Source organism: Anaeromyxobacter soli, assembly GCF_022808855.1.
Classification (GTDB): domain Bacteria; phylum Myxococcota; class Myxococcia; order Myxococcales; family Anaeromyxobacteraceae; genus Anaeromyxobacter; species Anaeromyxobacter soli.
In genome coordinates, this window is record NZ_JAKZLF010000023.1 from 63,380 (window position 1) to 84,625 (window position 21,246).

At 74.4% G+C, this 21,246-nt stretch carries 21 protein-coding genes; 8 read left to right on the top strand and 13 right to left on the bottom strand.

Going from position 1 to position 21,246, the window contains the following annotated elements:
- Positions 1-10: 10 nt before the first annotated feature.
- Complete coding sequence (locus MLV88_RS15850) at positions 11-955, bottom strand: alkaline phosphatase family protein (RefSeq protein ID WP_242337551.1); 945 nt, start codon at positions 953-955, stop codon at positions 11-13.
- A 107-nt stretch (positions 956-1,062) separates the two neighbouring features.
- Between MLV88_RS15850 and MLV88_RS15855 the strand changes: the two genes are divergently transcribed.
- From MLV88_RS15855 to proC, 3 genes are all read left to right on the top strand, one after another.
- Positions 1,063-2,355 carry a 2Fe-2S iron-sulfur cluster-binding protein gene (locus MLV88_RS15855; protein WP_242337553.1) on the top strand — a complete coding sequence of 431 codons (1,293 nt, stop codon included), beginning with the start codon at positions 1,063-1,065 and terminating at the stop codon, positions 2,353-2,355.
- Positions 2,352-3,830 (top strand): FAD-dependent oxidoreductase, encoded by a 1,479-nt coding sequence (locus MLV88_RS15860; RefSeq protein ID WP_242337555.1) that lies wholly within the window; start codon positions 2,352-2,354, stop codon positions 3,828-3,830. The genes MLV88_RS15855 and MLV88_RS15860 overlap by 4 nt, the downstream gene beginning before the upstream one ends.
- Before the next feature lie 153 nt (positions 3,831-3,983).
- On the top strand, positions 3,984-4,814 hold the full coding sequence (gene proC / locus MLV88_RS15865; protein ID WP_242337557.1) for a pyrroline-5-carboxylate reductase: 831 nt from the start codon (positions 3,984-3,986) through the stop codon (positions 4,812-4,814).
- A gap of 47 nt (positions 4,815-4,861) precedes the next feature.
- Here the strand turns inward: proC and MLV88_RS15870 are convergent, their stop codons facing one another.
- From MLV88_RS15870 to MLV88_RS15880, 3 genes are all read right to left on the bottom strand, one after another.
- Positions 4,862-6,988, bottom strand: a complete 2,127-nt coding sequence (locus tag MLV88_RS15870; protein WP_243337964.1) for a GAF domain-containing sensor histidine kinase — start codon at positions 6,986-6,988, stop codon at positions 4,862-4,864.
- Positions 6,989-7,157: 169 nt separating this feature from the next.
- Positions 7,158-7,811: a response regulator gene (locus tag MLV88_RS15875; RefSeq protein WP_242337561.1), complete on the bottom strand. Its 654-nt coding sequence runs from the start codon at positions 7,809-7,811 to the stop codon at positions 7,158-7,160.
- 197 nt (positions 7,812-8,008) lie between these two features.
- Positions 8,009-9,796 (bottom strand): adenosylcobalamin-dependent ribonucleoside-diphosphate reductase, encoded by a 1,788-nt coding sequence (locus MLV88_RS15880; RefSeq protein ID WP_243337965.1) that lies wholly within the window; start codon positions 9,794-9,796, stop codon positions 8,009-8,011.
- 160 nt (positions 9,797-9,956) lie between these two features.
- Between MLV88_RS15880 and MLV88_RS15885 the strand changes: the two genes are divergently transcribed.
- Together MLV88_RS15885 and MLV88_RS15890 are read left to right on the top strand one after the other, a co-directional pair.
- Positions 9,957-10,142, top strand: a complete 186-nt coding sequence (locus MLV88_RS15885; protein ID WP_011985696.1) for a hypothetical protein — start codon at positions 9,957-9,959, stop codon at positions 10,140-10,142.
- 118 nt (positions 10,143-10,260) lie between these two features.
- On the top strand, positions 10,261-10,953 hold the full coding sequence (locus MLV88_RS15890; RefSeq protein ID WP_242337564.1) for a hypothetical protein: 693 nt from the start codon (positions 10,261-10,263) through the stop codon (positions 10,951-10,953).
- 241 nt (positions 10,954-11,194) lie between these two features.
- Here MLV88_RS15890 and MLV88_RS15895 read toward each other — a convergent pair whose 3' ends face one another.
- Together MLV88_RS15895 and MLV88_RS15900 are read right to left on the bottom strand one after the other, a co-directional pair.
- Positions 11,195-11,977: a PHP-associated domain-containing protein gene (locus MLV88_RS15895; protein WP_242337566.1), complete on the bottom strand. Its 783-nt coding sequence runs from the start codon at positions 11,975-11,977 to the stop codon at positions 11,195-11,197.
- A 63-nt stretch (positions 11,978-12,040) separates the two neighbouring features.
- A complete protein-coding gene (locus MLV88_RS15900; RefSeq protein ID WP_242337568.1) occupies positions 12,041-12,301 on the bottom strand; it encodes a hypothetical protein in 261 nt (86 codons plus the stop codon).
- Between the two features lie 200 nt (positions 12,302-12,501).
- Between MLV88_RS15900 and MLV88_RS15905 the strand changes: the two genes are divergently transcribed.
- Positions 12,502-12,696 (top strand): hypothetical protein, encoded by a 195-nt coding sequence (locus tag MLV88_RS15905; RefSeq protein WP_242337570.1) that lies wholly within the window; start codon positions 12,502-12,504, stop codon positions 12,694-12,696.
- A gap of 53 nt (positions 12,697-12,749) precedes the next feature.
- Here the strand turns inward: MLV88_RS15905 and MLV88_RS24650 are convergent, their stop codons facing one another.
- The gene (locus MLV88_RS24650; RefSeq protein WP_308197070.1) at positions 12,750-12,974 is read right to left on the bottom strand and encodes a twin-arginine translocase TatA/TatE family subunit; all 225 of its coding nucleotides are present in this window, start codon (positions 12,972-12,974) and stop codon (positions 12,750-12,752) included.
- Between the two features lie 141 nt (positions 12,975-13,115).
- On the opposite strand from MLV88_RS24650, the gene truD reads away from it, so the two are divergent.
- Positions 13,116-14,507: a tRNA pseudouridine(13) synthase TruD gene (gene truD, locus MLV88_RS15915; protein WP_243337966.1), complete on the top strand. Its 1,392-nt coding sequence runs from the start codon at positions 13,116-13,118 to the stop codon at positions 14,505-14,507.
- 51 nt (positions 14,508-14,558) lie between these two features.
- Here the strand turns inward: truD and MLV88_RS15920 are convergent, their stop codons facing one another.
- The 5 genes from MLV88_RS15920 to MLV88_RS15940 are packed head-to-tail and all read right to left on the bottom strand — an operon-like array spanning position 14,559 to position 18,989.
- Positions 14,559-15,053: a DUF4265 domain-containing protein gene (locus MLV88_RS15920; RefSeq protein WP_243337967.1), complete on the bottom strand. Its 495-nt coding sequence runs from the start codon at positions 15,051-15,053 to the stop codon at positions 14,559-14,561.
- A 23-nt stretch (positions 15,054-15,076) separates the two neighbouring features.
- On the bottom strand, positions 15,077-15,853 hold the full coding sequence (locus MLV88_RS15925; protein WP_243337968.1) for a uroporphyrinogen-III synthase: 777 nt from the start codon (positions 15,851-15,853) through the stop codon (positions 15,077-15,079).
- Positions 15,854-15,862: 9 nt separating this feature from the next.
- Positions 15,863-16,804, bottom strand: coding sequence for a hydroxymethylbilane synthase (gene hemC, locus MLV88_RS15930; protein WP_242337578.1), 942 nt, complete (start codon positions 16,802-16,804; stop codon positions 15,863-15,865).
- Between the two features lie 14 nt (positions 16,805-16,818).
- Positions 16,819-18,141 (bottom strand): glutamyl-tRNA reductase, encoded by a 1,323-nt coding sequence (gene hemA / locus MLV88_RS15935; protein ID WP_242337580.1) that lies wholly within the window; start codon positions 18,139-18,141, stop codon positions 16,819-16,821.
- Positions 18,138-18,989 (bottom strand): cytochrome C assembly family protein, encoded by an 852-nt coding sequence (locus MLV88_RS15940; RefSeq protein WP_242337582.1) that lies wholly within the window; start codon positions 18,987-18,989, stop codon positions 18,138-18,140. Before MLV88_RS15940 ends, hemA begins: the two co-directional genes overlap by 4 nt.
- Positions 18,990-19,385: 396 nt before the next feature.
- Between MLV88_RS15940 and trxA the strand changes: the two genes are divergently transcribed.
- Complete coding sequence (gene trxA / locus MLV88_RS15945; RefSeq protein ID WP_242337584.1) at positions 19,386-19,718, top strand: thioredoxin; 333 nt, start codon at positions 19,386-19,388, stop codon at positions 19,716-19,718.
- Positions 19,719-19,840: 122 nt separating this feature from the next.
- On the opposite strand, the gene rodA is transcribed toward trxA, so the two are convergent.
- Complete coding sequence (gene rodA / locus MLV88_RS15950; RefSeq protein ID WP_242337586.1) at positions 19,841-20,962, bottom strand: rod shape-determining protein RodA; 1,122 nt, start codon at positions 20,960-20,962, stop codon at positions 19,841-19,843.
- Positions 20,963-21,246: the final 284 nt, after the last annotated feature.

Genomic DNA, 21,246 nt, shown 5'->3' on the forward strand with positions numbered 1-21,246 from the left:
CCTCTACCGTTCAGCGTGCGGGCGGCGCAAGCGCCCCGGCGAGGCCGAGGAGGAGCGGTGCGAGGTCGGTGAGGTCCCGCACGGCGTCGAGCGCGGCCGCGGCGCGGCCGAACCCGAGCACGGGGACCGGCGCGCGGGTGTGGTTGCGGATGGACAGATCCTCCACGTTGCCGTGGTCGCTCGCGACGACGAGCGCGTCGTCCGGCCCGAGCGCGGCGACGAGCGCGCGGAGGAAGGCGTCGACGCGCTGCAAGGCGTCGAGGGCGGCGGGCATGGACCGCGCGTGGCCGGCCTCGTCGGTCTCGAAGAACTCGACGAGCGCGAGATCCGCGCCCGCGGCCAGCGCGCCGAGGATCCCCGCCGCCTCCTCGGGCGCGCGCTCGGGCACGTCCGCGCCGTGAGCTCGCGCGCGGCGCCCGGTGAGGTCGTGGGTGAGCGCCCGCCCCGCGCGCGCGTCGGCCCACGTCCGGAAGCGGAAGCCCCCCGCCGCGTACGCGATCGTCGTCGCCGCGGCGCGCGGGCGGCGACGCCCGAGCGCGAGCTCCGGCTCGCCGTCCGCCTCGAGGCCCAGGGCGCGCAGGTAGGCGACCGGGTACGCGTTCGCGAACACCGCGGTGCGCCCCGCGGCGGCGAGCGCGCGGAACAGCGAGCGCGCGCGGAGGAGCTCGCGGAGCGGCGCGTTCGGAAAGCCGAGCACGTGACGACCCACCGCCGCCGGCGCGTTCTCGCCGGTCAGGATCGCCGTCTGCCCCGTCGCCGACTGGGGGCGACCGGGGACGCCGAGGCACGCGTCGGCGAGGACGGCACGCCCGCCGGCCGGGAGCGGCGTCCCGGTGCCGTCCGCGAAGCGCGACAGCAGCAGGTCGGCGCGGGCGAGCGGGTTCCGGTCCGGGTCCGGGAGCCCGGCGCCGACGCCGTCGACGAAGACGAAGAGGACCGCCACGCGGTGTGTCATAACCCGGGCGGCGCGCGGACGCGCCACAGGGCACCTTCGGGCACGGTGCGCGGGCGAGACGCCGGGCCGCCTCGGCGCTATTCTCCGCGCGCCCGAGCCAGGACCCCATGCCCCGCCTCCCGACCTTCGATCCCGACTGCACCATCTTCTTCGACGGCGAGCCCATCCCCGCGCGGCGGGGCGAGCCCGTCGCCGCCGCGCTCCTCGCCCACGGGCGCCCCCTCGTGTCGCGCAGCGCCAAGTACCACCGCCCGCGCGGCGCCTTCTGCCTCACCGGCTCGTGCGGCTCCTGCCTCGTCCGCGCCGGCGGGCTCCCGAACCAGCGGGCCTGCCGGACGCCGTGCCAGCAGGGACTCACGGTGCAGACGCAGAACGCGCTGCCGACGGCCCAGCACGACCTGCTCGGCGCGATCGACCTCGTCTACCCGCACGGCCTCGATCACCACCACCTCATGACCTGGAGCGGGATCGCGAACCACGCCGCGGTGGCGTTCTCGCGCCGGCTCGCGGGCCTCGGCACGCTGCCCGACGTCGAGGCGCTCCCGGCCGAGCGCTCCGCGCCGGCCTCGGAGGAGCGCTTCGACGCGCTCGTCGTGGGCGCCGGCCCCGCGGGGCTCGCCGCCGCCGAGGCCCTCGCGGAGCTGGGCCGCCGGGTGCTCGTCGCCGACGCCGAGCCCGCGGTGGGCGGACGGCTCCGCTGTCGCTACGGCCTGCGGGGAGAGCCGGACCTCGCCTGGGCGGCGCGGGTGGTCGCCCGGGTGACGGCGGCCGGGGGCGAGGTCGCGCTGCGCACCGCGGTGCTCGGGCTCTGGCGCGACGGCGGCAGCCCCCTCGCCGCGCTCGACGCCGACGGGCCGCCGCGGCGGCTCCGCCTCGTGCGGCCCGGACGCATCGTGGTCGCGGCGGGCGGCCACCCCCAGCCGCCCGCCATCGCCGACGGCGATCGACCGGGCGTGTACGGGGGCCGCGGCCTCGCGGTGGCTCTCGCGGAGCACGGGGTCGTCCCGGGCCGGCGCGCGATCGTGCTCGGCGAGGGGGCGGAGCCGGAGGCGCTCACGGCCCGGCTCGCCGCGGCCGGGATGGAGGTCCGCCGGCTGCGGAGCGCGGAGGGCGGGCGGGTCCTCGGCCGCGCGCGCGTGCGCGCGCTCGAGCTCGCGGGCGAGCGGATCCCGGTCGACGTCGTCGCCGTGGCCACCCCTCCCGCGCCGGCGACCGAGCTCGCGCGCGAGCTCGGCGCGGAGCTCGTGCTCGACGCGACCACGGGCGTGTTCGCCCTGCGCGTGGCCGCCGACGGGCGGACCGGCGTCGACGGGCTCTTCGCGGCGGGCGAGGTGACGGGGACGATGGACGGCGCGCGCGCGGCCGAGGCGGGCCGGCGGGCGGGGGAGGCCGCGCGATGACGAAGACCTTCGTGTGCAGCTGCGAGGACGTGCTCCTCGACGAGGTCCGGCGCGCCTTCGAGGCCGGCAACCGCGATCTCGAGTCGGTGAAGCGCTACACGGGGCTCGGCACCGGGCCCTGCCAGGGGAAGAGCTGCGTCGCCCTCGTCGCCCGCGAGCTGCTCCGGCTCGGCGCCACGCCGGCCGAGGTGCTGCCCTTCACGGTGCGGCCGCCCTACCGGCCGGCGCCGCTCGGCGCGCTCGCGGCGATCGAGCCGGCCGACCTCCCCATCGACGACGGCGTGCCCGTCCACCCGGCCGAGGCGCGAACGCCCGCCGCCGAGCTCGCGCCGCTGCCCGCGCGCGCCGACGTCGTCATCGTCGGCGGGGGCATCATGGGCCTCGCCCTCGCCTACGAGCTCACCCGGCGCGGCACGAAGGACGTGCTCGTGCTGGAGCGCGCCTACCTCAACGCGGGTGCCTCGGGCCGGAACGGCGGCGGGGTCCGCGCGCAGTGGACGACCCCCACGATGATCCGCCTCGCGCGCCGCTCGCTCGAGCTCTGCGACCGCTTCGCGGTGGACATGGGCGTGAACGTCTGGTTCCGGCGCGGCGGGTACCTGTTCCTCGCCCCCACGCCGGAGCAGGTGGAGCGCATCGAGCGCAACGCCGAGCTCCACCGCGAGGAGGGGCTGCGCACCCGCGTCATCGACCGGGCGCAGGCGCTCGAGGTGGTGCCGGAGCTCGATCCGTCGCGCTTCCTCGCGGCCTCGTACAACCCCGACGACGGGGTGGTCTTCCCCTGGCCGTTCCTGTGGGGCTACGCCGGCCAGGCGGAGGCGGCCGGCGCGCGCATCGCGACCTTCACGAGGGTCACCGGCTTCGAGACGGCCGAGCGGCGGGTCACCGCCGTCGTGACGGACCGCGGCCGCGTGGCCTGCGATCTCGTGGTGGTCGCCGCCGGGGCCTGGTCGAAGGAGGTGGCCGCGCTCGCGGGCGTGGCGCTCCCGAACCGCCCCACGCGCCACGAGATCCTGGTCACGGAGCCGATGAAGCCGTGGCTCGATCCGCTCGTGTCGGTCCTCGGGAACGGCCTCTACTTCTCGCAGTCCCAGCGCGGCGAGCTCGTGGGCGGCATGGGCGATCCGCTGGAGCCGGAGGGCGTCGTGCAGGGGTCGACGCTCCGTTTCCTCGCGCGGTTCGCGCGCGCCGCGATCGACTGCATCCCGGTGCTCGCCGGGACGCGGGTCCTCAGGCAGTGGGCGGGCTGCTACGACGTCACGCCCGACAACAACCCGGTGCTCGGCCCGGCCGGGTTCGAGAACTTCCACCAGCTCTCCGGGTTCGTCGGCCACGGGTTCATGATGGCGCCGGCCGTCGCGGAGCTGTACGCGGACTGGCTCACCGGCAAGGGCAAGCACGAGATCTTCGAGCAGTTCACGCTCGACCGGTTCACGCGGGGCCCGGTGGCGAAGGAGGACTTCATCATCGGGTAGCGCGCTCCATGGAGCAGCCCTCGCGCGCACGGCCGGCGCCTCACCCCTCTGGCCGGGCCCGGGAACGCGCGGTCTCGAGCGCGCGACGCCCACCCGGAGGCGCTTCGCTCGTTGGCTGTTCACGAATCCCGCCGGGTCGTCTAGGCTTCCCCGATGGCACTCGGGAAGAAGATCGCGTTCCTCGGCACCGGAAACATGGCCGAGGCGTTCGTGAAGGGGCTCCTCCGCGCGGGGACGGCGACCGCCGCCGAGATCCTGTGCGCCGAGCTCCGTTCGGAGCGGCGCGACGAGATCGCGAAGCGCTACGGCGTCACGACGGTCGCCTCGAACCTCGAGGCGACCGAGCAGGCGGACATCGTCGTCCTCTCCGTCAAGCCGCAGACGATGGAGCAGCTCCTCGACGAGATCGCGCCGGCGGTGGATCACCGCAAGCTCGTGATCTCGATCGCCGCCGGCGTCTCGATCGCGGCGATCGCCCGCAAGCTCGGCGCCGGCGTCCGCATCGTCCGGACGATGCCCAACACGCCCGCCCTCGTGGGCGCCGGCGCGAGCGCGCTCGCGCGCGGGGCGCACGCCACCGACGCCGACCTCGAGCAGGCCCGCGCGCTCTTCCAGTCCGTCGGTACGACGGTCGTCGTCGAGGAGCCGCTCCTCGACGCCGTGACCGGCCTCTCCGGCTCGGGACCGGCGTTCCTGTTCCTCGTCATCGAGGCGCTCGCCGACGGCGGGGTGAAGGTCGGGCTCGCCCGCTCCGTGGCGATGGCGCTCGCCGCCCAGACCGTGCTCGGCTCCGCGAAGCTGGTGCTCGAGACGGGCGAGCACCCGGGCCGCCTGAAGGACCAGGTGACGAGCCCGGGCGGGACGGCCATCGCGGGCGTGCACGTGCTCGAGCAGGGCGGGCTGCGCGCCGCGCTCATCGCGGCGGTCGAGGCCGCGACGCGGCGCTCGCGCGAGCTGGGCGAGCGGGCCGTGCGCGGGGATTGAGGGGCCGGCGCGATTCGAGATTCGCGACGCGAAGCGGGCGCCCTCGATCAGGGAACGCGCGCGGGCACCGTGGCGCGGATCTCGGTCCCCTCCGCCCCGCCCACGATCCGCAGCGTGCCGCCGAGCTGGCGGATCCGCTCGCGCATCCCTCCCACGCCCACGCCGACGAGCGCGCCGGGGCCGAGCTGGATGCCCCGGCCCTGATCGCGGATCACGAGCACCACCTCGCCCTCCCCCTGCGTCAGCGACACCTGGGCGGACGGGCTCCCCGAGTGGCGCTGGACGTTCGCGAGCGCCTCCTGCACCACCCGGAACAGCGCGAGCTCCGTCTCGGGGGCGAGCCGCTCGACGCCCTCGGACCGGAACGCCACGTCGATCCCGCTGCGGGCCGCGAAGCCGCGGACGAACCAGTCGAGCGCCGGCACGAGCCCGACCACGTCGAGCATCGGCGGGTGGAGCACGTGCGCGACGGTGCGCAGGTCCTGGAGCACCATCCGGCACAGGGCCTCGCACTCCTGCAGCGATCGGAGGACCTCGGGGTCCTCGGCGCGTCCGCGCGCCCGGGCGAGCTCGAGCGACATCGCGAACACCTGCTGGGCGACCCCGTCGTGCAGGTCGCGCGCCATGCGCCGCCGCTCGCCGTCCTGCACGTGCAGGATCTGGCCGGTGAGCGCGTGGAGCCGCTCCTCGGACTGCTTGAGCTCCGTGACCTCCTCGTGCGCGAACACGAGCCGGGTCGCGCTGGGCGTTCCGAAGCGCGTGATGCGGAGCTGGAACCAGCGCGGCCGCTGCGCGCCATGGCACGCGTACTCGACGCGGTAGTCGTCGAGCCGGCCGGCGGCGAGGGCGCCGATGGCGCCGTTCACGGCCGCGGCCTCCGCGCAGCCGTTCGCGGCCGCGGCCTCGCACTCGGCGACGTAGCTCGCGCCCAGCCCGTGGCGCGGCATCGCGAGCCCGTTCTCGTCCGCGAAGCGCCGCCAGGCGGCGTTCACCGCGAGGACGGTCCCCTCCGCGTCGGTGATCGCGACGTGCGCCGACAGCGCGTCGATCGTCGACTGGAGGAGGTCCCGCGACGCGAGCGCGCCGAGCTCGCTCGCGCGCATCCGCTCGGCGTCGCGAGCCCTCGCGATCGCGCCGCCGACCACGTCCCCGACGATGAGGGTGTTCGCGAGCGCGTGCGCCGACCACGCGTGGGGCCGCCGGCACGAGAAGGCGAGCCAGCCGAGCGCGCGATCGCCGGCGCGGAGCGGGATGGCCGCGAGCGCCTCGGCGTCGAGCGCGCGCAGGCGCTGGCGATCCGCCTCGGCGGTCGGCGGGAGCTCGTCTATCGTGTGCAGCGCGTACGGCCGGTGCTCGCGGAGGTGACGCTCGAGGATCGCGCCGAGCCAGGGCTTCTCGTCCCGCGCGCCGCGCTCCGGGAGCCCGGCGTCCGGCGGCCAGGACGCGAGCAGGCGCATCACGGCGCCGCCCTCGTCCTCCAGGAGCCACGCGGACCCGCGATCCGCCTCGAGCGCGCGCGCGGTGTGCCGCAGCGCCCCGACGACGCCCTCCACGACGCGCTCGGGAGGCAGGTCCATGAAGCCCGACGAGACCTCGAGCGCGAGGGCCTGCAGCCGGGCCTGCTCGTCGCGCTCGCGCTCGGCGCGGAGCCGCAGGAGCGCGGCGGCGAGGAGCGTCGCGAGCCGGCGGGCGTCCTCGATGACCCCCGCCGCCCAGGGGCGCGGCCGCGAGAGCGTGACGAACCCCGCCCACCCGAGGACCGGGTGCCCCGCGCACACGAGGGGCACGAACAGCGCCGAGCGGATGCCGCTCTTCCGGGCGATCCGCCGCTCCGCCTCCGCCGAGGACGGGAGATCGTCCGTGGACGACAGCGCGACCACCCTGCCCGCCTGGATCTCGGCGCGGACCCAGGGCGCGTCGAGCTGCTCCCGGACCGGCGGCACGCCGGGGGCCGCCCAGGACCGCTCGAGCGCCAGGCTCTGCTCGCGGCCCAGGAGGACGACGGCCCCGCGCTCCGCGCCCACGTGCAGGACCGCGTGCCGGAGGACTGCGTCCACCGCGGCGTCGAGCTCCGCGGCGCCCACCGCGAGGAGATGCTCGGCCGCCGACGCGATCGGGTCGGCCCGCCGCTCGGCGCCGGTCGACGCTGGGTCGGTGTCGGAGCGCGTCGCCATCGTCTACGCAGGCCCCATCCGCGACGCGCGCCCCCTCCGGAGCCGTCTGCGCACGATCGCCGCCCGCCCCCACGGGACGCCTCGGCGGCAAGCCGGGGACTGGCGCGCGCCGTCGCCTACGGCTTCGCGACCGCGGCCCCCGAGGCTCTCCGCAGGCCGCGCGGTCACGTCACGGCACGACGATGCCGTTGCGGATGGCGTAATGGACGAGGTCCACGATCGAGCTCGCGCCGAGCTTCCGCATGACGTTCGCCCGGTGGGTCTCGACCGTCTTCGCGCTGATGGAGAGCTGCTCGCCGACCTCGCGGTTCGACTCGCCCTGCGCGAGCAGCCGGAGCACCTCGCGCTCGCGCTGCGTGAGGGAGGTGACGCGGCCTCCGCGCGACACGGCGGCGTTCCGGCCCGCCTCCGCGGCCGGAACGGCGGCCGGGCGCTCCGCCCCGCGCGCCGTGAGGTACGGGGTGTGGCGGGACAGCGCGTCGATGGCGTCCACGAGGTGACGGGCGGCGTCCTCCTTGAGGACGTAGCCGCGGGCGCCGGCGCTGAGCGCCTGATCGAGCAGCTGATCCGAGTCGTGCACCGTGAGGAGGACGATCTCGGTGCCGGGCACCGTCGAGCGGATCTCGCGCGTCGCCTCGAGCCCGTTCAGGTCGGGCATGGTGACGTCGAGCACCACGACGTCCGGGCGGAGCTCCTGAGCGAGCCGGACGGCGTCCCGTCCGTTCGAGGCCTCGCCGCACACCGTCCAGCCGGGGTGCGACTCGACGAGGGCACGCACGCCCCGCCGCACCACCTCGTGATCATCCGCGACGATCGCTCTCATCGGGGACCTCCCTGACGGCGACTTCTCCCGACGTCCGGCACTGTCTGTAATGTCGGTGGAAGGCCCCTACCACTCCCGTGACGACGTGACGCGTCCGCGCAGGACGCGTATGCGAGCGAGGGCTCCCCTCCCGCGCCCCGCCCGGAACGACCGCCGGCCCCGGATGGCCCGGGCGCGGCAGCGAGGCACGGCTCACCTCACTCGGTCGTCTCGCAGCTCGCCCAGCCGCAGTGACCGCACGTCATGCAGCCGCCGGCCCGGGTGAGGGCGGACGCGCACTGCGGACACTCCTCGCCGTTCCGCGTGGCGCCGCTCGTGAGCACCTGCTGCTCGCGCGAGCCGTCGCGGTAGACGGTGATCCCCTTGCAGCCGAGCTCGAACGCGAGCGCATACGCGCGCGCCACGTCGCCGACGACGGCGTCGCGGGGCAGGTTGATGGTCTTCGAGACGCCGTTGTCGGTGCGGCGCTGGAAGGCCGCCTGCATCCGGACGTGCGCCTCGGGCGAGACGTCGTAGGCGGTGGCGAAGAGCCGCGCGACCGCGTCCGGCACGCCCACGATCCCGCGCGCGCGTCCCGCCGCGCGCACCGAGGAGATCGCCGCGCCGGCGCCGGCCTCGTGGAGGGCCCGCGCGACGAGGGGGTGCTCCTCGCGGAGCTCGGAGTCGTCGAGCGCCCGGCGGACGTAGGCGAGCGCGAAGAGCGGCTCGATGCCGGAGGAGCAGCCCGCGATGAGCGCGAGCGTGCCGGTCGGCGCGATCGTCGTGACGGTCGCGTTCCGGCGCGGCGGGCGGCCGTCCCGCGCGAGCGCGCTCGAGGGGAAGCCAGGGAACGAGCCGCGCTCGCGCGCGAGCTCCTCGCTCGCGGCGTGGGCCTCGCGCTGCACGAAGCCCATGACCTCGTCGGCGAGCGCGAGCGCCTCGGGCGCGTCGTAGGGCGTCCCGAGGCGGACGAGCAGATCCGCCCAGCCCATCACGCCGAGCCCGACCTTCCGGTTGCGGTGCGAGATCTCCGCGATCTGCGGCAGCGGCCAGACGTTCACGTCGAGCACGTCGTCGAGGAAGCGCACGCCGTCCCGCACGCACGCGGCGAGCGCGTCCCAGTCCACGCGGCCGCCCCGCTCGAAGCGGCCGAGGTTCACGGAGCCGAGCGTGCACGCCTCGAAGGGCAGCAGCGGCTGCTCGCCGCACGGGTTCACCGCCTCGAAGTGTCCCAGGTCGGGGGTCGGGTTCGCCGCCTCGACGCGGTCGAGGAAGAGGAGGCCCGGCTCGCCCGACGCCCACGCCGCCTCCGCGATCCTGTCGAGCAGCGCCCGCGCGTCGATCGTCCGCACCACCGCCCCGCTCCTCGGATGGCGGAGCGGCCACGGCTCGCCGCGCGACGCGGCGTGGAACAGCGCGTCGGGCGCGGCGACGGAGAGGTTGAAGTTCTCGAGGCCGTGGCCGCGCTTCGCGTCCACGAACTCGACGACGTCCGGATGCGCGGCGGAGAGGACCGCCATGTTCGCCCCGCGCCGCACGCCGCCCTGCTTGATGATCTCGGTCGCGGCGTCGTAGACGCGCATGAACGAGACCGGACCGCTCGCGACGCCGTGCGTGGTCTTCACCACGTCGCCGCGCGGCCGCAGCCGCGAGAACGCGAAGCCGGTGCCTCCGCCGGACTGGTGGATGAGGGCCGCCCACTTGAGCGCGTCGAAGATCGCTGCGAGGTCGTCCTCCACGGGCAGCACGAAGCAGGCGGCGAGCTGGCCGTGCGTCCGGCCCGCGTTCATCAGGGTCGGCGAGTTGGGCAGGAACTCGAGCCCCGTCATGCGTGCCTCGAACCGCTCGGCGGCTCGATCGCGCTCGCCGGGCGGCTCCGCCGCGGCGACCGCCCGGGCGACGCGCCGGAACAGGGCCTCCGGCGTCTCGACCACGGCGCCGTGCTCGTCGCGCAGGAGGTAGCGGCGTTCCAGGACGTGAAGGGCGTTGTCGCTCAGCCGCGCCATGGCCTGAAGCGTAACGGTGAGCGACCGCCTGCGCCGCCCCGAGGAGCGCCCGCCGGCGCGCCCGGTGCGTCGGCGGGAGAAGCTTATGCGCGCGCGCCCTTGCCCCGCAGAGGGCCCACCCTCAGCTTTGGCCCATCCTCAGGAGGACAGGGAGTCGCACATGCCGGACCGGGACAAGGGACAGCGCCGCGCGAGCGGCAACATGACGGTACGCGAGGCAGGCCGCCTCGGAGGCGAGGCGCGCAAGGAGCAGCTCGGCTCGAAGGGCTACTCGGAGCTGGGTCACAAGGGCGGGCAGCGCGTCCGCGAGCTCATCGAGGAAGGGAAGAACGCCGAGCGGAAGTAGACGGGTGCGAGCGCGCGGCCCCGCTCTCCGGCCGCGCCGACCCGATCGGCCTCGCGGCACCTCGAGCGCCGACGGAGCCTCGCTTGTGCGCGGGGCGGGGCTCTGCGAAGAATGGTGCATGCGACGCGCTCCCCTCCTCGTCCCCGCCCTCCTCGCCCTCGCGGCCTGCGCGCCGCACGCGGCCATCCCCGACACCGAGCGAACCCGCGTCCACCAGGAGCTCGACGGGCAGCAGCGCTACCTGCGCGTCGCCGCCTACGTCGCGCCGTTCTGGGGCGACCGGTCCAAGATGCTGCTCACCGATCAGTCGCCGGCCGAGCTCGACATGATCGAGACGACCGGCGGCACGCCGATCGCCCCGCCCACGCCCGAGCGGATCCTCCCGCCCGGGACGGCGGTCCGGCTGCGCGAGGTGGAGTTCCCGACCGGCTGGCTCATCGCGCGCCGCGTGGTGATGACGCCGCGATACAGCCCGTGGGTCTACGTCGAGGCGGCCGGCGAGTCGCGGCCGCTCGTCGTGGTCCTCCCGCAGACCGCCGCGAGCTACGCCGACGTCCGCGCCGAGGTCGAGCAGATCCTCTCCGTCGAGGATCCCTCCTCGTTCTTCCGGGGCCTCCCCCCGGACCAGCGCGCCGCGATCCTCAAGAAGGAGCCCGCCGAGGGCATGAGCCCGCGCGCGCTGGAGATGGCGTGGGGCCTCCCGGAGCGGAAGCGCATCGACCGGCCCGCGGGGACGGAAGAGTGGTCGTGGGCGGGCGGCAAGCGCCGCGCGTTCCTGCAGGACGATCGACTGGTCCGCTGGGAGCGCTAGCCTACGGCGCACGATCCCGGCCTGCGCCGGGCGGACTCGTCGCTCCGCTGCTCGGCGTACGGAAGCAGTACGCCTGCGCGGCTCCGCTCCTCTTGCGCCCGGCTCGGCTCGGGCTTGTGCGCCTGCGGGTAGCCTCTGTGGCCCCGCCACGGGCGCACGATCCCGGCCTGCGCCGGGCGGACTCGTCGCTCCGCTGCTCGGCGTACGGAGGCAGTACGGATCCGGCCTGCGGTGGGGCTCTCTACCGGCGCCCGCCGCGGTCGCGATGGCCGCCGCGGTTCCCGCCGCCTTCGCGGCGCCCGCCGTGACCTCCGCCATGACCGCCCCGGTGGCCATGCCCGCCGCGGTCGTCGCGCCGCTCGCGACGGTCGCCCGCTGACGCGGGCTGCGGCGTGACGCCCATCGCGACGCAGAAGACCGTCCCGGCCTTGAGCTGCGCCACGAGGTCGGCCTCGCTCGTCACCGGGTCACGGAACAGCGTCGCGGCCTTCCCGATCTCGTCGAGCGAGGCGTGCGCGCCGGACGCGCCGGTGCACGGCAGGGTCATGTGGTCCGCGGCCTCGACCGCGAGGTCGTTCGCCGCGGCCGTGACGCGCGCGTTCAAGCCCTCGATCGCGGCGAGCCCCTCGAGCGTGAAGATGAAGTCCCCGCTCGGCCGGTCGATCGTCTTGTCGTAGGGGTGCGCCGCCACCGCCACGCCGCCGAGCGCCCGCACCTTCGCGAGCACGTCGCGCACCGGCCACGGGGTCGCGGACCCGAACGCCTGCGGCGGCGCCGGGACCTTCGACGGATCGGGGAAGAAGCAGAGGTAGTGGCCGCGATCCGTCGAGACCTCGACGCCCACGAGCGCGAGCAGGCCCTCGTCCCGGCCCGCGGCGCGGATCTCGTCGAGGCCGTCGAGCGTGTTCAGGTCCGTGAACGCCACCCCGTCGAGCCCGGCCTCCTTCGCGCGGCGGAGCGCATCGCGCGGCGCGAGCGTGCCGCCGCGGGAGTGATGGCTGTGGACGTGGAGATCGATGAGCATGGCGCCCCCGGCCTCTGCTGGGCCGTCGCGTGCTTAGCACGGGGCGCGGGAGCTTGAGAAGGATCAGGCGAGGGCGACCGCCTGCTCGTGGCGGTGCTCGCGACGGTCCTCGGCCGCGCGGATGAGATAGCCCATCAACATGAGGCTCGAGGTGTTCTCGAGGACCTTCTCGGGATCACGGGAGATGAGGCTCGCGCTGTAGGACAGGAAGAACTGGGCGAGGTCCTCCCCCGCCTCACGCACGATGAGTGCGTTCAGCTCCGAGGGATCCATCGTCCGGATCCGGTTGATGAACTCGACCGCGAAGCCCTTCTTCGGCCGCATGACCCCTCCGCTCGGCCTGAACCTAGGGACGCCGAAACCGCCGAGCAAAAGCCGCGGCGGGGGCGCGGACCCCAAAAACCGCGAGGAGACATCGAGTGTTATCGGCGTCGCAGGTTTGACAGTGCAAAATGCGTCGGCAATACTTTTTCGGGTCGGTCGCGCCGCAAAGGGGCGAGGCGTCAGAGACAGGGGAGAGCGCGATGCAGCAGTTCACCGGGGTGAAGGTCTTCTCCGCGACCAAGGCCAAGGAACGCGAGGAGCTCGGCGAGACAGTCACGCGCTGGATGCGCTCGAACGCCGACCTCGAGGTCGTGGACCGCGTGGTCACGCAGTCGAGCGACGACGAGTTCCACTGTCTGTCGATCGTCCTGTTCTTCCGGCAGAAGACGGCCTAGCCGGCCGCTTCCCGGGATCGCCCGGACGTGCTCCCGCGCCGCGCTCCGCTCGACTAGCGCTCGTCCCCTCCGGTCTCACCCTCGCTGCTGCCCGGACCGAGCTCGCGCGGAGGGACCTTTCGGGCCTTCTCTCCGCCCCCCGAGACCCCCTCCCCGCTCACCGCACCCTTCAGGCTGCGCAGCGCCTTGCCGAGCCCCTCCCCGAGCGCGGGCAAGCGGCTCGCGCCGAAGAAGAGCACCACGATGAAGAGGACGACGAGAAGCTCTCCCATGCCCATTCGGACCTCCGAGATCGACCCGCCCCCGGGCCCCACGGGCGCACGCCGCACGGGGTCGGACGGGGTCCATACACCCGGCCAGGGGAGCGGCGCCACCCCCCGCACCGCGCCCCGGCGGTCGTTCCGTGGTAGGGAGCGCGCATGAAGCTCAAGCAGAAGCCGGAGGACTTCCAGGTCTCCGAGTCGTGGCGCTTCGACGAGGACCCGAAGGGCTCGCACTACGTCTACCTGATGGACAAGCAGAAGCTCTCCACGTTCGACGCGGTCGAGCGCATCTGCAAGCAGTTCAAGATCCCCCGCGCGGCCGTGAGCTTCTGCGGCCTCAAGGACAAGCAGGGGCGCACCACCCAGCTCATCGCGATCCACCGCCGCGAGATCGAGCTGCAGGATCCCGATCTCCGCCTGAAGCCGCTCGGGCGGTCCCGCGAGCCGATCTCCGCGGAGAACACGACCTCGAACCGCTTCGCCGTGACCGTCCGCGATCTCTCCGAGGACGACGTCGCCCGCCTCACGGCCTCCATCGCGGAGGTCCGCCGCCTGGGGGTCGTGAACTACTTCGACTCGCAGCGGTTCGGCGCGCTGAAGCACGGCCAGGGCTTCATCGTGAAGGACCTCATGCGCGGTGACTTCGAGCTCGCGCTCCGGAACGTCCTCGCGCACCCGAGCGAGCTCGACGCCTCCGACGACGCGCGGGTGAAGGGGTTCTGGAAGGAGCACTGGGGCGAGTGGGATCGCAGGAACCCCTACCCCGGCGCCGAGCGCTACGAGGCGGTCGTGCGGTGGTTGCGCAAGAACCCCAGCGACTACCGGGGCGCGCTCCTGCGGACCGAGCCGCGCTGGCGCGCGCTCCAGGTGTTCGCCTACCAGAGCTGGCTGTGGAACGAGGGCGTGAAGCAGTACCTGAAGGACGTCGTCGGGATTCAGCGCCTCGTGTCCATCCGCTACCAGGCGGGCTCGCTCCTGTTCCCGCGCGAGCTCGACGCCGCGCAGGCGCGGCTGCTGCACGAGCGGAGCTTCCCGCTCCTCGGCCCGGGGACGAAGTTCTCGGATCCGGCCGTGGAGAGCGCCGCGCTCTCGGTGCTCCGCCGCGAGGGCCAGACGCCCGCGGATCTCGCCGTGCCCGGCACGCCCGAGATCCACTTCGACCCCGAGGAGCGCCCGATCCTGGTGTTCCCCGGCCGGCTCGCCGTCGGCGAGGCGAAGCGGGACGAGCTGAACCGCGGTCGCCTGCGGGTGAACGTGGCGTTCACGCTGCCGCCGGGCGCCTACGCGACGCTCGTCGTGAAGCGGCTCTTCCACTGGACCCTCGCGCCGAAGCGCCCGGGTGAGCCGCGCGTCGCGCGGACCGCGGCGGCCGGCGCCGCGCCGCCTCCGTCCGCCAGCTCCTCGCCTCGCGCTGCGCCCCCGCGCGCCGGTGCCCCCGCCGCCGCGCCGGCCGCGCCGCGCGCCGAGAAGCAGGGGTTCCTCGCCCGCCGCCGCGCCGAGAAGGAGGCGCGCAAGGAGCGCCGGGCGGCCGCGAAGAAGGGGCGCTGAGGCCGGCGGCGTCGTCCTCGGATCCTGAGGGCGGCGCCCGCTCGTGATCCCTCAGCAGGGCCTCGGATCCGCCCACTCCCAGACCAGCAGCCCCTCGTTCGCGCGGTCCTGCAGGACCTCCGCGACCCGGGCCACGTCCACCTCGGGCGGCACGTCGACGGCGACCAGCTTCGGGCGCAGCGCCTCGTGCGTGCACCCGTGCTCGAGGAGCCGCTCGAGGAACGTCTGCACGCCCTCGTCGGACAGCTCCGCGCCCGGATCGAGCGCGAGCCGCAGCGTGCGGTGGCCGCACTTCTCGACGACGTCGTCGAGCCGGGGCGCGTCCTCGTCGACCGCGCCGCCGCCCTCGCCCTCGACGGCCGCGAGGACCACGTCGTCCCGCGAGATGCCGTAGGCGAAGAACGGGCAGCTCTCCACCCGGTACCGCCCCGCGCCGAGCGGCTCCGCCCACAGCCAGTCGTCGGGAGGACCGGCCTCGCCGTCCGACCGCTCGAGCGGCACCCGGATGCGGATGAGGGTCTCCCCGATGTCCAGCTCAGTCGTCATGCGCAGACCCTCGGCTCGAAGATCTACCCGGGGCCGAGCCTCGCCGCGACCGCCTCCGCGAGGTCCGCTCCGGTGTACCGCTCGGGCTCCGCGCCCGGCGTGAGGCCGTGCTCGCGCAGGGCCTCAGCAGTGGTAGGGCCGATGGCGGCGAGGAGCACGCCGCGAAGGAGCGGCGCCCGCTCGCCGAGGGCGCTCGCGACCGCCCGGACGGCGGACGGAGAGGCGAACGCGACGGCATCGACCTCTCCGCGCGCGAGCCAGTCGCCGAGCGGGGCGATCGCCTCCGCCGGCGCGGGCACGGTCCGGTACGCCTCGACGGCGGTGAGCTCCGCGCCCGCCGCGAGGAGCCCCGCGATGGTCTCCGGCCGCCCCTCCGCCGGCCGCGGGAAGAGCACGCGCCGCCCGCGCACGTGCGGCTCGAGCGCCCGCGCGAGCGCGTCGCCCTTCGCCTCGCCGGGGACGAGGTCGGGCTCCCGCACCGCGCGGGCGAGCCGCTCGGCGGTCGCGGGCCCCACCGCTGCGAGCCGCAGCCGCGCGAGCGCCGCCGTCTCCACGCCCAGCGCGGAGAGCCGCGCCACGGTGCGATCGACCGCGGTCGCGCTCGTGAAGACCGCCCAGTCGAACCGGTCGAGCCCGCGCAGCGCCGCGTCGAGCGGCCCCGGATCGCCGGGGTCCGCGAACGCGATGGACGGGACCTCGCGCACCTGCGCCCCGAGGGCGCGCAGGCGCACGGAGAGCGCGTCCTCGCCGCCCTTCCCGCGGGTGACCACGACGGTGCGACGGTCGAGGCGGGCCGCCACGGAAGCCGCCTAGCGCTTCGGCGCCGCGAGGCCCGGAATCTTGCCCTCGCACTCGCGGAGGATCGCGTCCGCGCCCTTCGAGAGGAGCTCCTCGGCGAGCGCGACGCCGAGCGCGCGCGCCTCGGCCGCCGGGCCGCTCCGCTCGCCGCGGATGACCTGTGTGCCGTCGAGCGACGCGACGAGCGCGCGCATCGCGACGCGCCCGCCCTGGACGGTGGCGTGGCCGGCGATGGGCACCTGGCAGCCGCCCTCGATGCGGGCGAGGAACCCGCGCTCCGCCTCGACGCGGGTGCGCGTCTCGGCGTGGTCGAGCGCGGCGAGCCGCGTCATCGTCGGCCCGTCCGACGCGCGCGCCTCGAGCGCGAGCGCGCCCTGGGCGACGGCGGGGAGCATCTCCTCGGGGGGGAAGACGTAGGTGGCGTGCTCGGCGAGGCCCAGCCGGCGCAGCCCGGCGTACGCGAGGACGACCGCGTCGAGCCCCTCGCTCGCCTTGCGGAGGCGGGTCTCGACGTTGCCGCGGACCACCTCGATGTGGAGGTCGGGGCGGAGCGCCTTGAGCTGGGCGCCGCGACGGAGGCTGGAGGTGCCGACCTTGGCGCCCCTGGGGAGCCCGGCGAGCGTCTTGTAGCGCGGCGAGCAGAGCGCGTCGCGCGGGTCCTCTCGCTCCGGCACCGCGCCGATGGCGAGGCCCGGCGCCAGCACGGCGGGCAAATCCTTCATCGAGTGGACGGCGATCTCGGCGTCCCCGTTCAGGAGCGCGTCCTCGATCTCCTTCACGAAGAGGCCCTTGCCACCGACCTCGGCGAGCGGGACCTCGAGGATCCGGTCGCCCTTCGTGACGAGCTCGTGGAGGCGGACCTCGAGGCCGGGCTCCTTCGCCCGGAGGAGGTCAGAGACGTGGTGGGCCTGCCACTTGGCGAGGGGGCTGCGGCGGGTCGCGATGCGGATCATCTCGGGTAGCTCTCCTAGCTGCGCTCCGACGAGGCCGCGGCGCGGCCCTCGACGGGGTCCGCCGGCGCGCTCTCCGGGCGCGCCGGCTCGTTCTCGATGCCGAACAGCTCCGCGGCGGCGCCCGGGAGGTCGCCGTCGCCCGTCGACGCCGCCGCCTTGAGGCGCGCCGTCGGACCGTGCAGGAGCTTGTTCACGATGGCCTGCGCCATCGCCTCCACGCTCTTCTTGCCCTTCTCGTCCAGCTTCGGGCCGAGGTGCGAGAGCGTCCGCTCCGCCTCCGCCCGCGCGATCTGCTCCGCGTGCCGCCGGAGCTGCGCGAGGACCGGCAGCGCCGCGCGGGCGTCCCGCTCCCTCGCGAAGGCCATCACCTCCGCCTCGACGATCGCCTCGGCGCGGAGCGCCTCGCCGCGGCGGGCCTCCTGCGTGGCCTGGACGACCTTCTCCATGTCGTCCACGTCGTAGGCGAACACCTCGCCGAGGTCGGCGCAGGCCGGATCGACGTTGCGCGGCACGGCCAGATCGATGAGGCACATCGAGCGGCTGCGGCGCGCCTTCATCGCCTGGTGCACCATCTCGCGGGTGACGACGTAGGTCGGCGCGCCGGTCGAGACGATCACCACGTCCGCCTCGACGAGGAGGCGCTGCAGCTCGTCCCACGCGCGGAAGCTCCCCCCGACCTGCTGGGCGAGCGCCATGCCGCGCTCGGGCGAGCGGTTCGTCACGAGGATGCGATCCGCGCCGAGCACCGCGAGCGCCTTCGCGGAGAGCGCGCCCATCTTGCCCGCGCCGACGAGCAGGATGGTCCTGCCCTTCAGATCCCCGAAGATCTTCTCCACGAGCTCGACCGCGACCTGCGACATGCTCGTCGCGCCGCGGCCGATGTCGGTCTCGCTCCGGACGCGCTTGGCCGTCGCGAAGGCGCGGTTGCAGAGGCGCGACATGTACGGGCCGGCCGACTGCGCGGCGCTCGCGAGCCCGTATGCCTCCTTCACCTGTCCGAGGATCTGCTGCTCGCCGACCACCATCGAGTCGAGGCTCGCCGCGACGCGGAAGAGGTGGCGGATCGCCTCCACGCCGATCTTTGCGTAGAGGTGGCCGTCCGCCTCCGCCGTGCGCGAGGTGAAGAAGCCGCGCGCCGGCTCGATGCCGTCGGCGTGGACGTAGACCTCCACGCGGTTGCAGGTGGAGACGACGACCGCCTCGGCGACGCCGTCCGACCCCTTGAGCGCGCAGAGCGCCGCCTTGAGGAGATCGCCGGTCAGGGCGACCCGCTCGCGCACCTCGATGGGCGCGCTCTTGTGCGAGAGGCCGACGAGGTAGATCTCACGCCCGCTCACTGCGAGATCTCCGAGACCCGCGCGCCGTAGTCGCCGGCGTGGCGGGTCACCCCGGGGACGATCTTCAGCGACACCATCGACGAGAGCAGGATGACGAACCCGACGAGGGTCATGAGAGCGTACCGCCGCCCGTGCCAGCCGCTGTGGCGGAGCTGGACCATCGCGCCGTAGAGGATCCAGATCCCGAGCGAGACCACCTGCTGCGGGTCCCAGGACCAGGCGCTGTTCCACACCGCCGTGGCGGTGATGGTGCCGGCCACGAGCGCGACCGTGTAGACGACGAAGCCGGCGCGGACGAGCCGCTGGATCATCTGATCGAGGGCGTCCAGCGAGGGCAGGCGCGAGAACAGCGCGCCGAACCGCTTGCCCTTCACCTCGCGCTCCTGCAGCAGGTACATGATCGCGACCCCGAACGCGATCGCGAAGAGCGCCACGCCTCCCACCGCGGAGAGGATGTGCAGGGTGACGCTCGGGTACCGCACCGTCTCGGGCGCGACGCCGGGGTGGCCGGGCGTCCCGAAGAGCGTGGGCAGGAGCACGACGAGCGCGAGCGGCGTCACGAAGGCGCCGATGGTGGGGAGCTTGTAGTAGCGCTGCAGGAACAGGTACGCGCCGGTGAGGAGCCAGACGAGCAGGACGAGGCCGCCGCGCAGCCCGAAGAACTCCGCCCCGCCGTACTCGCTGCAACCGACGCCGATGGCGACGGCGTGCACGAGGAACGCCGAGGCCAGGACCCAGAAGCCGGCGGTGGCCGCGGCCCGGTGGCGCGGCCGCGAGAAGAACACGATGTAGGCGCCCGCGGCGACGGCGTACAGCGCGGCGGCGATGCGGAGGATGACGATGCTCATGCGGCCTGCCTTCTCCTACCCGAAGAAACGGGTGAGCCCCCCCGCTCCCTTCCACGGATCGTCCACGCCGATGCCTGCGCCTCGTGACGCGCGGACGGATATCCGAGCGCCCCTCCGCCCGCCTGCCCTCCAGGCCGCGGCATCGCGCCGCAGCGGGGATGGCCCGCGGTCCGCTTCGCAGGGGCGCCGGCGCGGCGGTCCGGGGAGACCCGGCGAACGAGGTGGAGCCCAGCCATGGACGGGTAGGATACCTCGGCGCGATCGCGGACGTGGCGCGCTTCTCGCGCGCGGCGACCGGTCGGGTCGGAAGCTATCACGGCGCGCGAGGCGCTTGCCAGGATCCAGGACAGCCGCTAATTAGTGCGCCCCAGGCGACCGAAGCGTTAAGGAGAACGCATGGCATCGAACGATCTCGTCATCCTGCAGGACTCCACCTTCGAGCAGGAGGTCCTGAAGAGCGACGTTCCCGTCCTCGTCGACTTCTGGGCCGTGTGGTGTGGGCCCTGCAAGGCGATCGCCCCCACGGTCGAGGAGCTGGCGAAGCAGTACAAAGGCAAGGTGAAGGTCGCCAAGATGGACGTGGACGAGCACCAGAACGTGCCGCAGCAGTACGGCATCCGCTCGATCCCGACGCTCCTCGTCTTCAAGGGCGGCCGCGTGGTGGACACCATCGTCGGCGCCGTGCCGAAGGCGAAGCTCGAGGAGAGCCTGAAGAAGGCCATCAGCTGACGCGCGCTCCGGATCCGATCCGGACACGACGCCCGCGGCCCCCCGAGGACCGCGGGCGTTCTCGTCTCCGGTGGCGCGGGTCCCCAGCGGCTCCGTAGCCGCGACGGGGACGCGGCGACCGATCAATTCACAAACCGCCTCATGCCGACGTTCGCGAGCAGCCCGATGCCGGTGTAGATGGCGATGACGGACGAGCCGCCGTAGCTCATGAGCGGCAGCGTCACGCCCACCACCGGCAAGAGCCCGATCACCATCCCGATGTTGATCGCGACGTGCCAGAAGATCATCCCCGTGAGCCCCGCCGCGAGGAAGTGGCCGAAGCGGTCGCGCGCGTTCCCGCAGATGTCGATCGCGCTCGCCACGAGCACGAAGTAGAGCGCGAGCAGGAGCAGGCAGCCCAGGAACCCGTGCTCCTCCGCCCACACCGAGAAGATGAAGTCGGTGTGCTGCTCGGGGAGGAACGACAGGTACGTCTGCGTGCCCTGTCCCCAGCCCTTGCCGAGCGCCTGCCCCGAGCCGACCGCGATGATCGACTGCGTCGCGTGGTAGCCCGCCCCGAGCACGTCGGACTCGGGGTTGAGGAAGGTCTCGACCCGCTTCTTCTGGTACGGCTTCAGGTGCGGGTAGAGGAGCCCGGCGCCCACGATCGCCACGCCGGCGAGCAGGGCCAGGGTCTTCCACCGCACGCGCGCGAAGAGGATCTGCGTGAACCCGACCGCCATCACGATGAGCGCGGTGCCGAGGTCGGGCTGCTTCAGCACGAGCCCCGCCGGCACCATGATGATGAGGAACGGCACCACGAGCGTGGCGAGCCCGTAGCCGTTCTTCCGCTTGTCGGCGTCCGCGTGGAAGTAGCTCGCGAGCGCGAGCGCGACGGAGAGCTTCGCGAGCTCCGACGGCTGGAAGTTCACGGGCCCGATGGTGAGCCACCGCCGCGCGCCCATGACGTAGCGGCCCTTCACGTAGACGAGCAGGAGCAGCACGATCACCACCGCGTAGAAGATCCACGCGAGCCGGTGGAACGTGCGCTGGTCGAAGACCGTCAGGGACAGCGCGATCACGATCCCGAGCCCCATCCACGCGGCCTGGGAGATCCAGACCGGCGCGTGAGCGCTGCGGGACGCCGAGGCGAGGTTCCAGACGCCGATCGCCGAGATGGCGAGCGTCACGAAAGCGACGTGCCAGGGGAAGTGCGCGAACAGCCTGCGGTGCGGGGTCGCCGCGAGCGACACGTCAGGCGCCACCGGGGTTTCCTCCCTGTCTCTCCCCGCCCGGCGACGCCGCCGGCGAGGTGCTCGGGATCGCCTCCGGACGCGGGGCGGGCGCGGCCGGCGCCGCCGGTTGCGGCCTCGGGGAGGCGGGCGCGGCCGTGGCCTCGACGGGGGCCGGGGTGCGCGCCGCCGGCGTCGCGGCGGGGAGCGGACCCGTCTCGGCTGCGGGCGACCGCGGCGCGGGGAGCTTCGCCGCCGCGGGGGCGGCCTGGGCGGCCGTGGGCGCGATCTTCACCGCGCCCGGCGACGCGAGCGGC

Excerpts from the sequence above, each read along its gene's own strand:
- MLV88_RS15905 (WP_242337570.1), top strand. The coding sequence starts at position 12,502 with ATGCAGCAGTTCACCGGGGTGAAGGTCTTCTCCGCGACCAAGGCCAAG.
- MLV88_RS15870 (WP_243337964.1), bottom strand. The coding sequence starts at position 6,988 with ATGGCGACGCGCTCCGACACCGACCCAGCGTCGACCGGCGCCGAGCGG.
- MLV88_RS15895 (WP_242337566.1), bottom strand. The coding sequence starts at position 11,977 with ATGCTCATCGATCTCCACGTCCACAGCCATCACTCCCGCGGCGGCACG.
- MLV88_RS15890 (WP_242337564.1), top strand. The coding sequence starts at position 10,261 with ATGCGACGCGCTCCCCTCCTCGTCCCCGCCCTCCTCGCCCTCGCGGCC.
- hemC (WP_242337578.1), bottom strand. The coding sequence starts at position 16,804 with ATGATCCGCATCGCGACCCGCCGCAGCCCCCTCGCCAAGTGGCAGGCC.
- MLV88_RS15880 (WP_243337965.1), bottom strand. The coding sequence starts at position 9,796 with ATGGCGCGGCTGAGCGACAACGCCCTTCACGTCCTGGAACGCCGCTAC.
- MLV88_RS15920 (WP_243337967.1), bottom strand. The coding sequence starts at position 15,053 with ATGACGACTGAGCTGGACATCGGGGAGACCCTCATCCGCATCCGGGTG.
- truD (WP_243337966.1), top strand. The coding sequence starts at position 13,116 with ATGAAGCTCAAGCAGAAGCCGGAGGACTTCCAGGTCTCCGAGTCGTGG.
- trxA (WP_242337584.1), top strand. The coding sequence starts at position 19,386 with ATGGCATCGAACGATCTCGTCATCCTGCAGGACTCCACCTTCGAGCAG.
- proC (WP_242337557.1), top strand. The coding sequence starts at position 3,984 with ATGGCACTCGGGAAGAAGATCGCGTTCCTCGGCACCGGAAACATGGCC.
- MLV88_RS24650 (WP_308197070.1), bottom strand. The coding sequence starts at position 12,974 with ATGGGCATGGGAGAGCTTCTCGTCGTCCTCTTCATCGTGGTGCTCTTC.
- MLV88_RS15855 (WP_242337553.1), top strand. The coding sequence starts at position 1,063 with ATGCCCCGCCTCCCGACCTTCGATCCCGACTGCACCATCTTCTTCGAC.
- MLV88_RS15900 (WP_242337568.1), bottom strand. The coding sequence starts at position 12,301 with ATGCGGCCGAAGAAGGGCTTCGCGGTCGAGTTCATCAACCGGATCCGG.
- MLV88_RS15885 (WP_011985696.1), top strand. The coding sequence starts at position 9,957 with ATGCCGGACCGGGACAAGGGACAGCGCCGCGCGAGCGGCAACATGACG.
- MLV88_RS15850 (WP_242337551.1), bottom strand. The coding sequence starts at position 955 with ATGACACACCGCGTGGCGGTCCTCTTCGTCTTCGTCGACGGCGTCGGC.
- MLV88_RS15875 (WP_242337561.1), bottom strand. The coding sequence starts at position 7,811 with ATGAGAGCGATCGTCGCGGATGATCACGAGGTGGTGCGGCGGGGCGTG.
- MLV88_RS15860 (WP_242337555.1), top strand. The coding sequence starts at position 2,352 with ATGACGAAGACCTTCGTGTGCAGCTGCGAGGACGTGCTCCTCGACGAG.
- MLV88_RS15940 (WP_242337582.1), bottom strand. The coding sequence starts at position 18,989 with ATGAGCATCGTCATCCTCCGCATCGCCGCCGCGCTGTACGCCGTCGCC.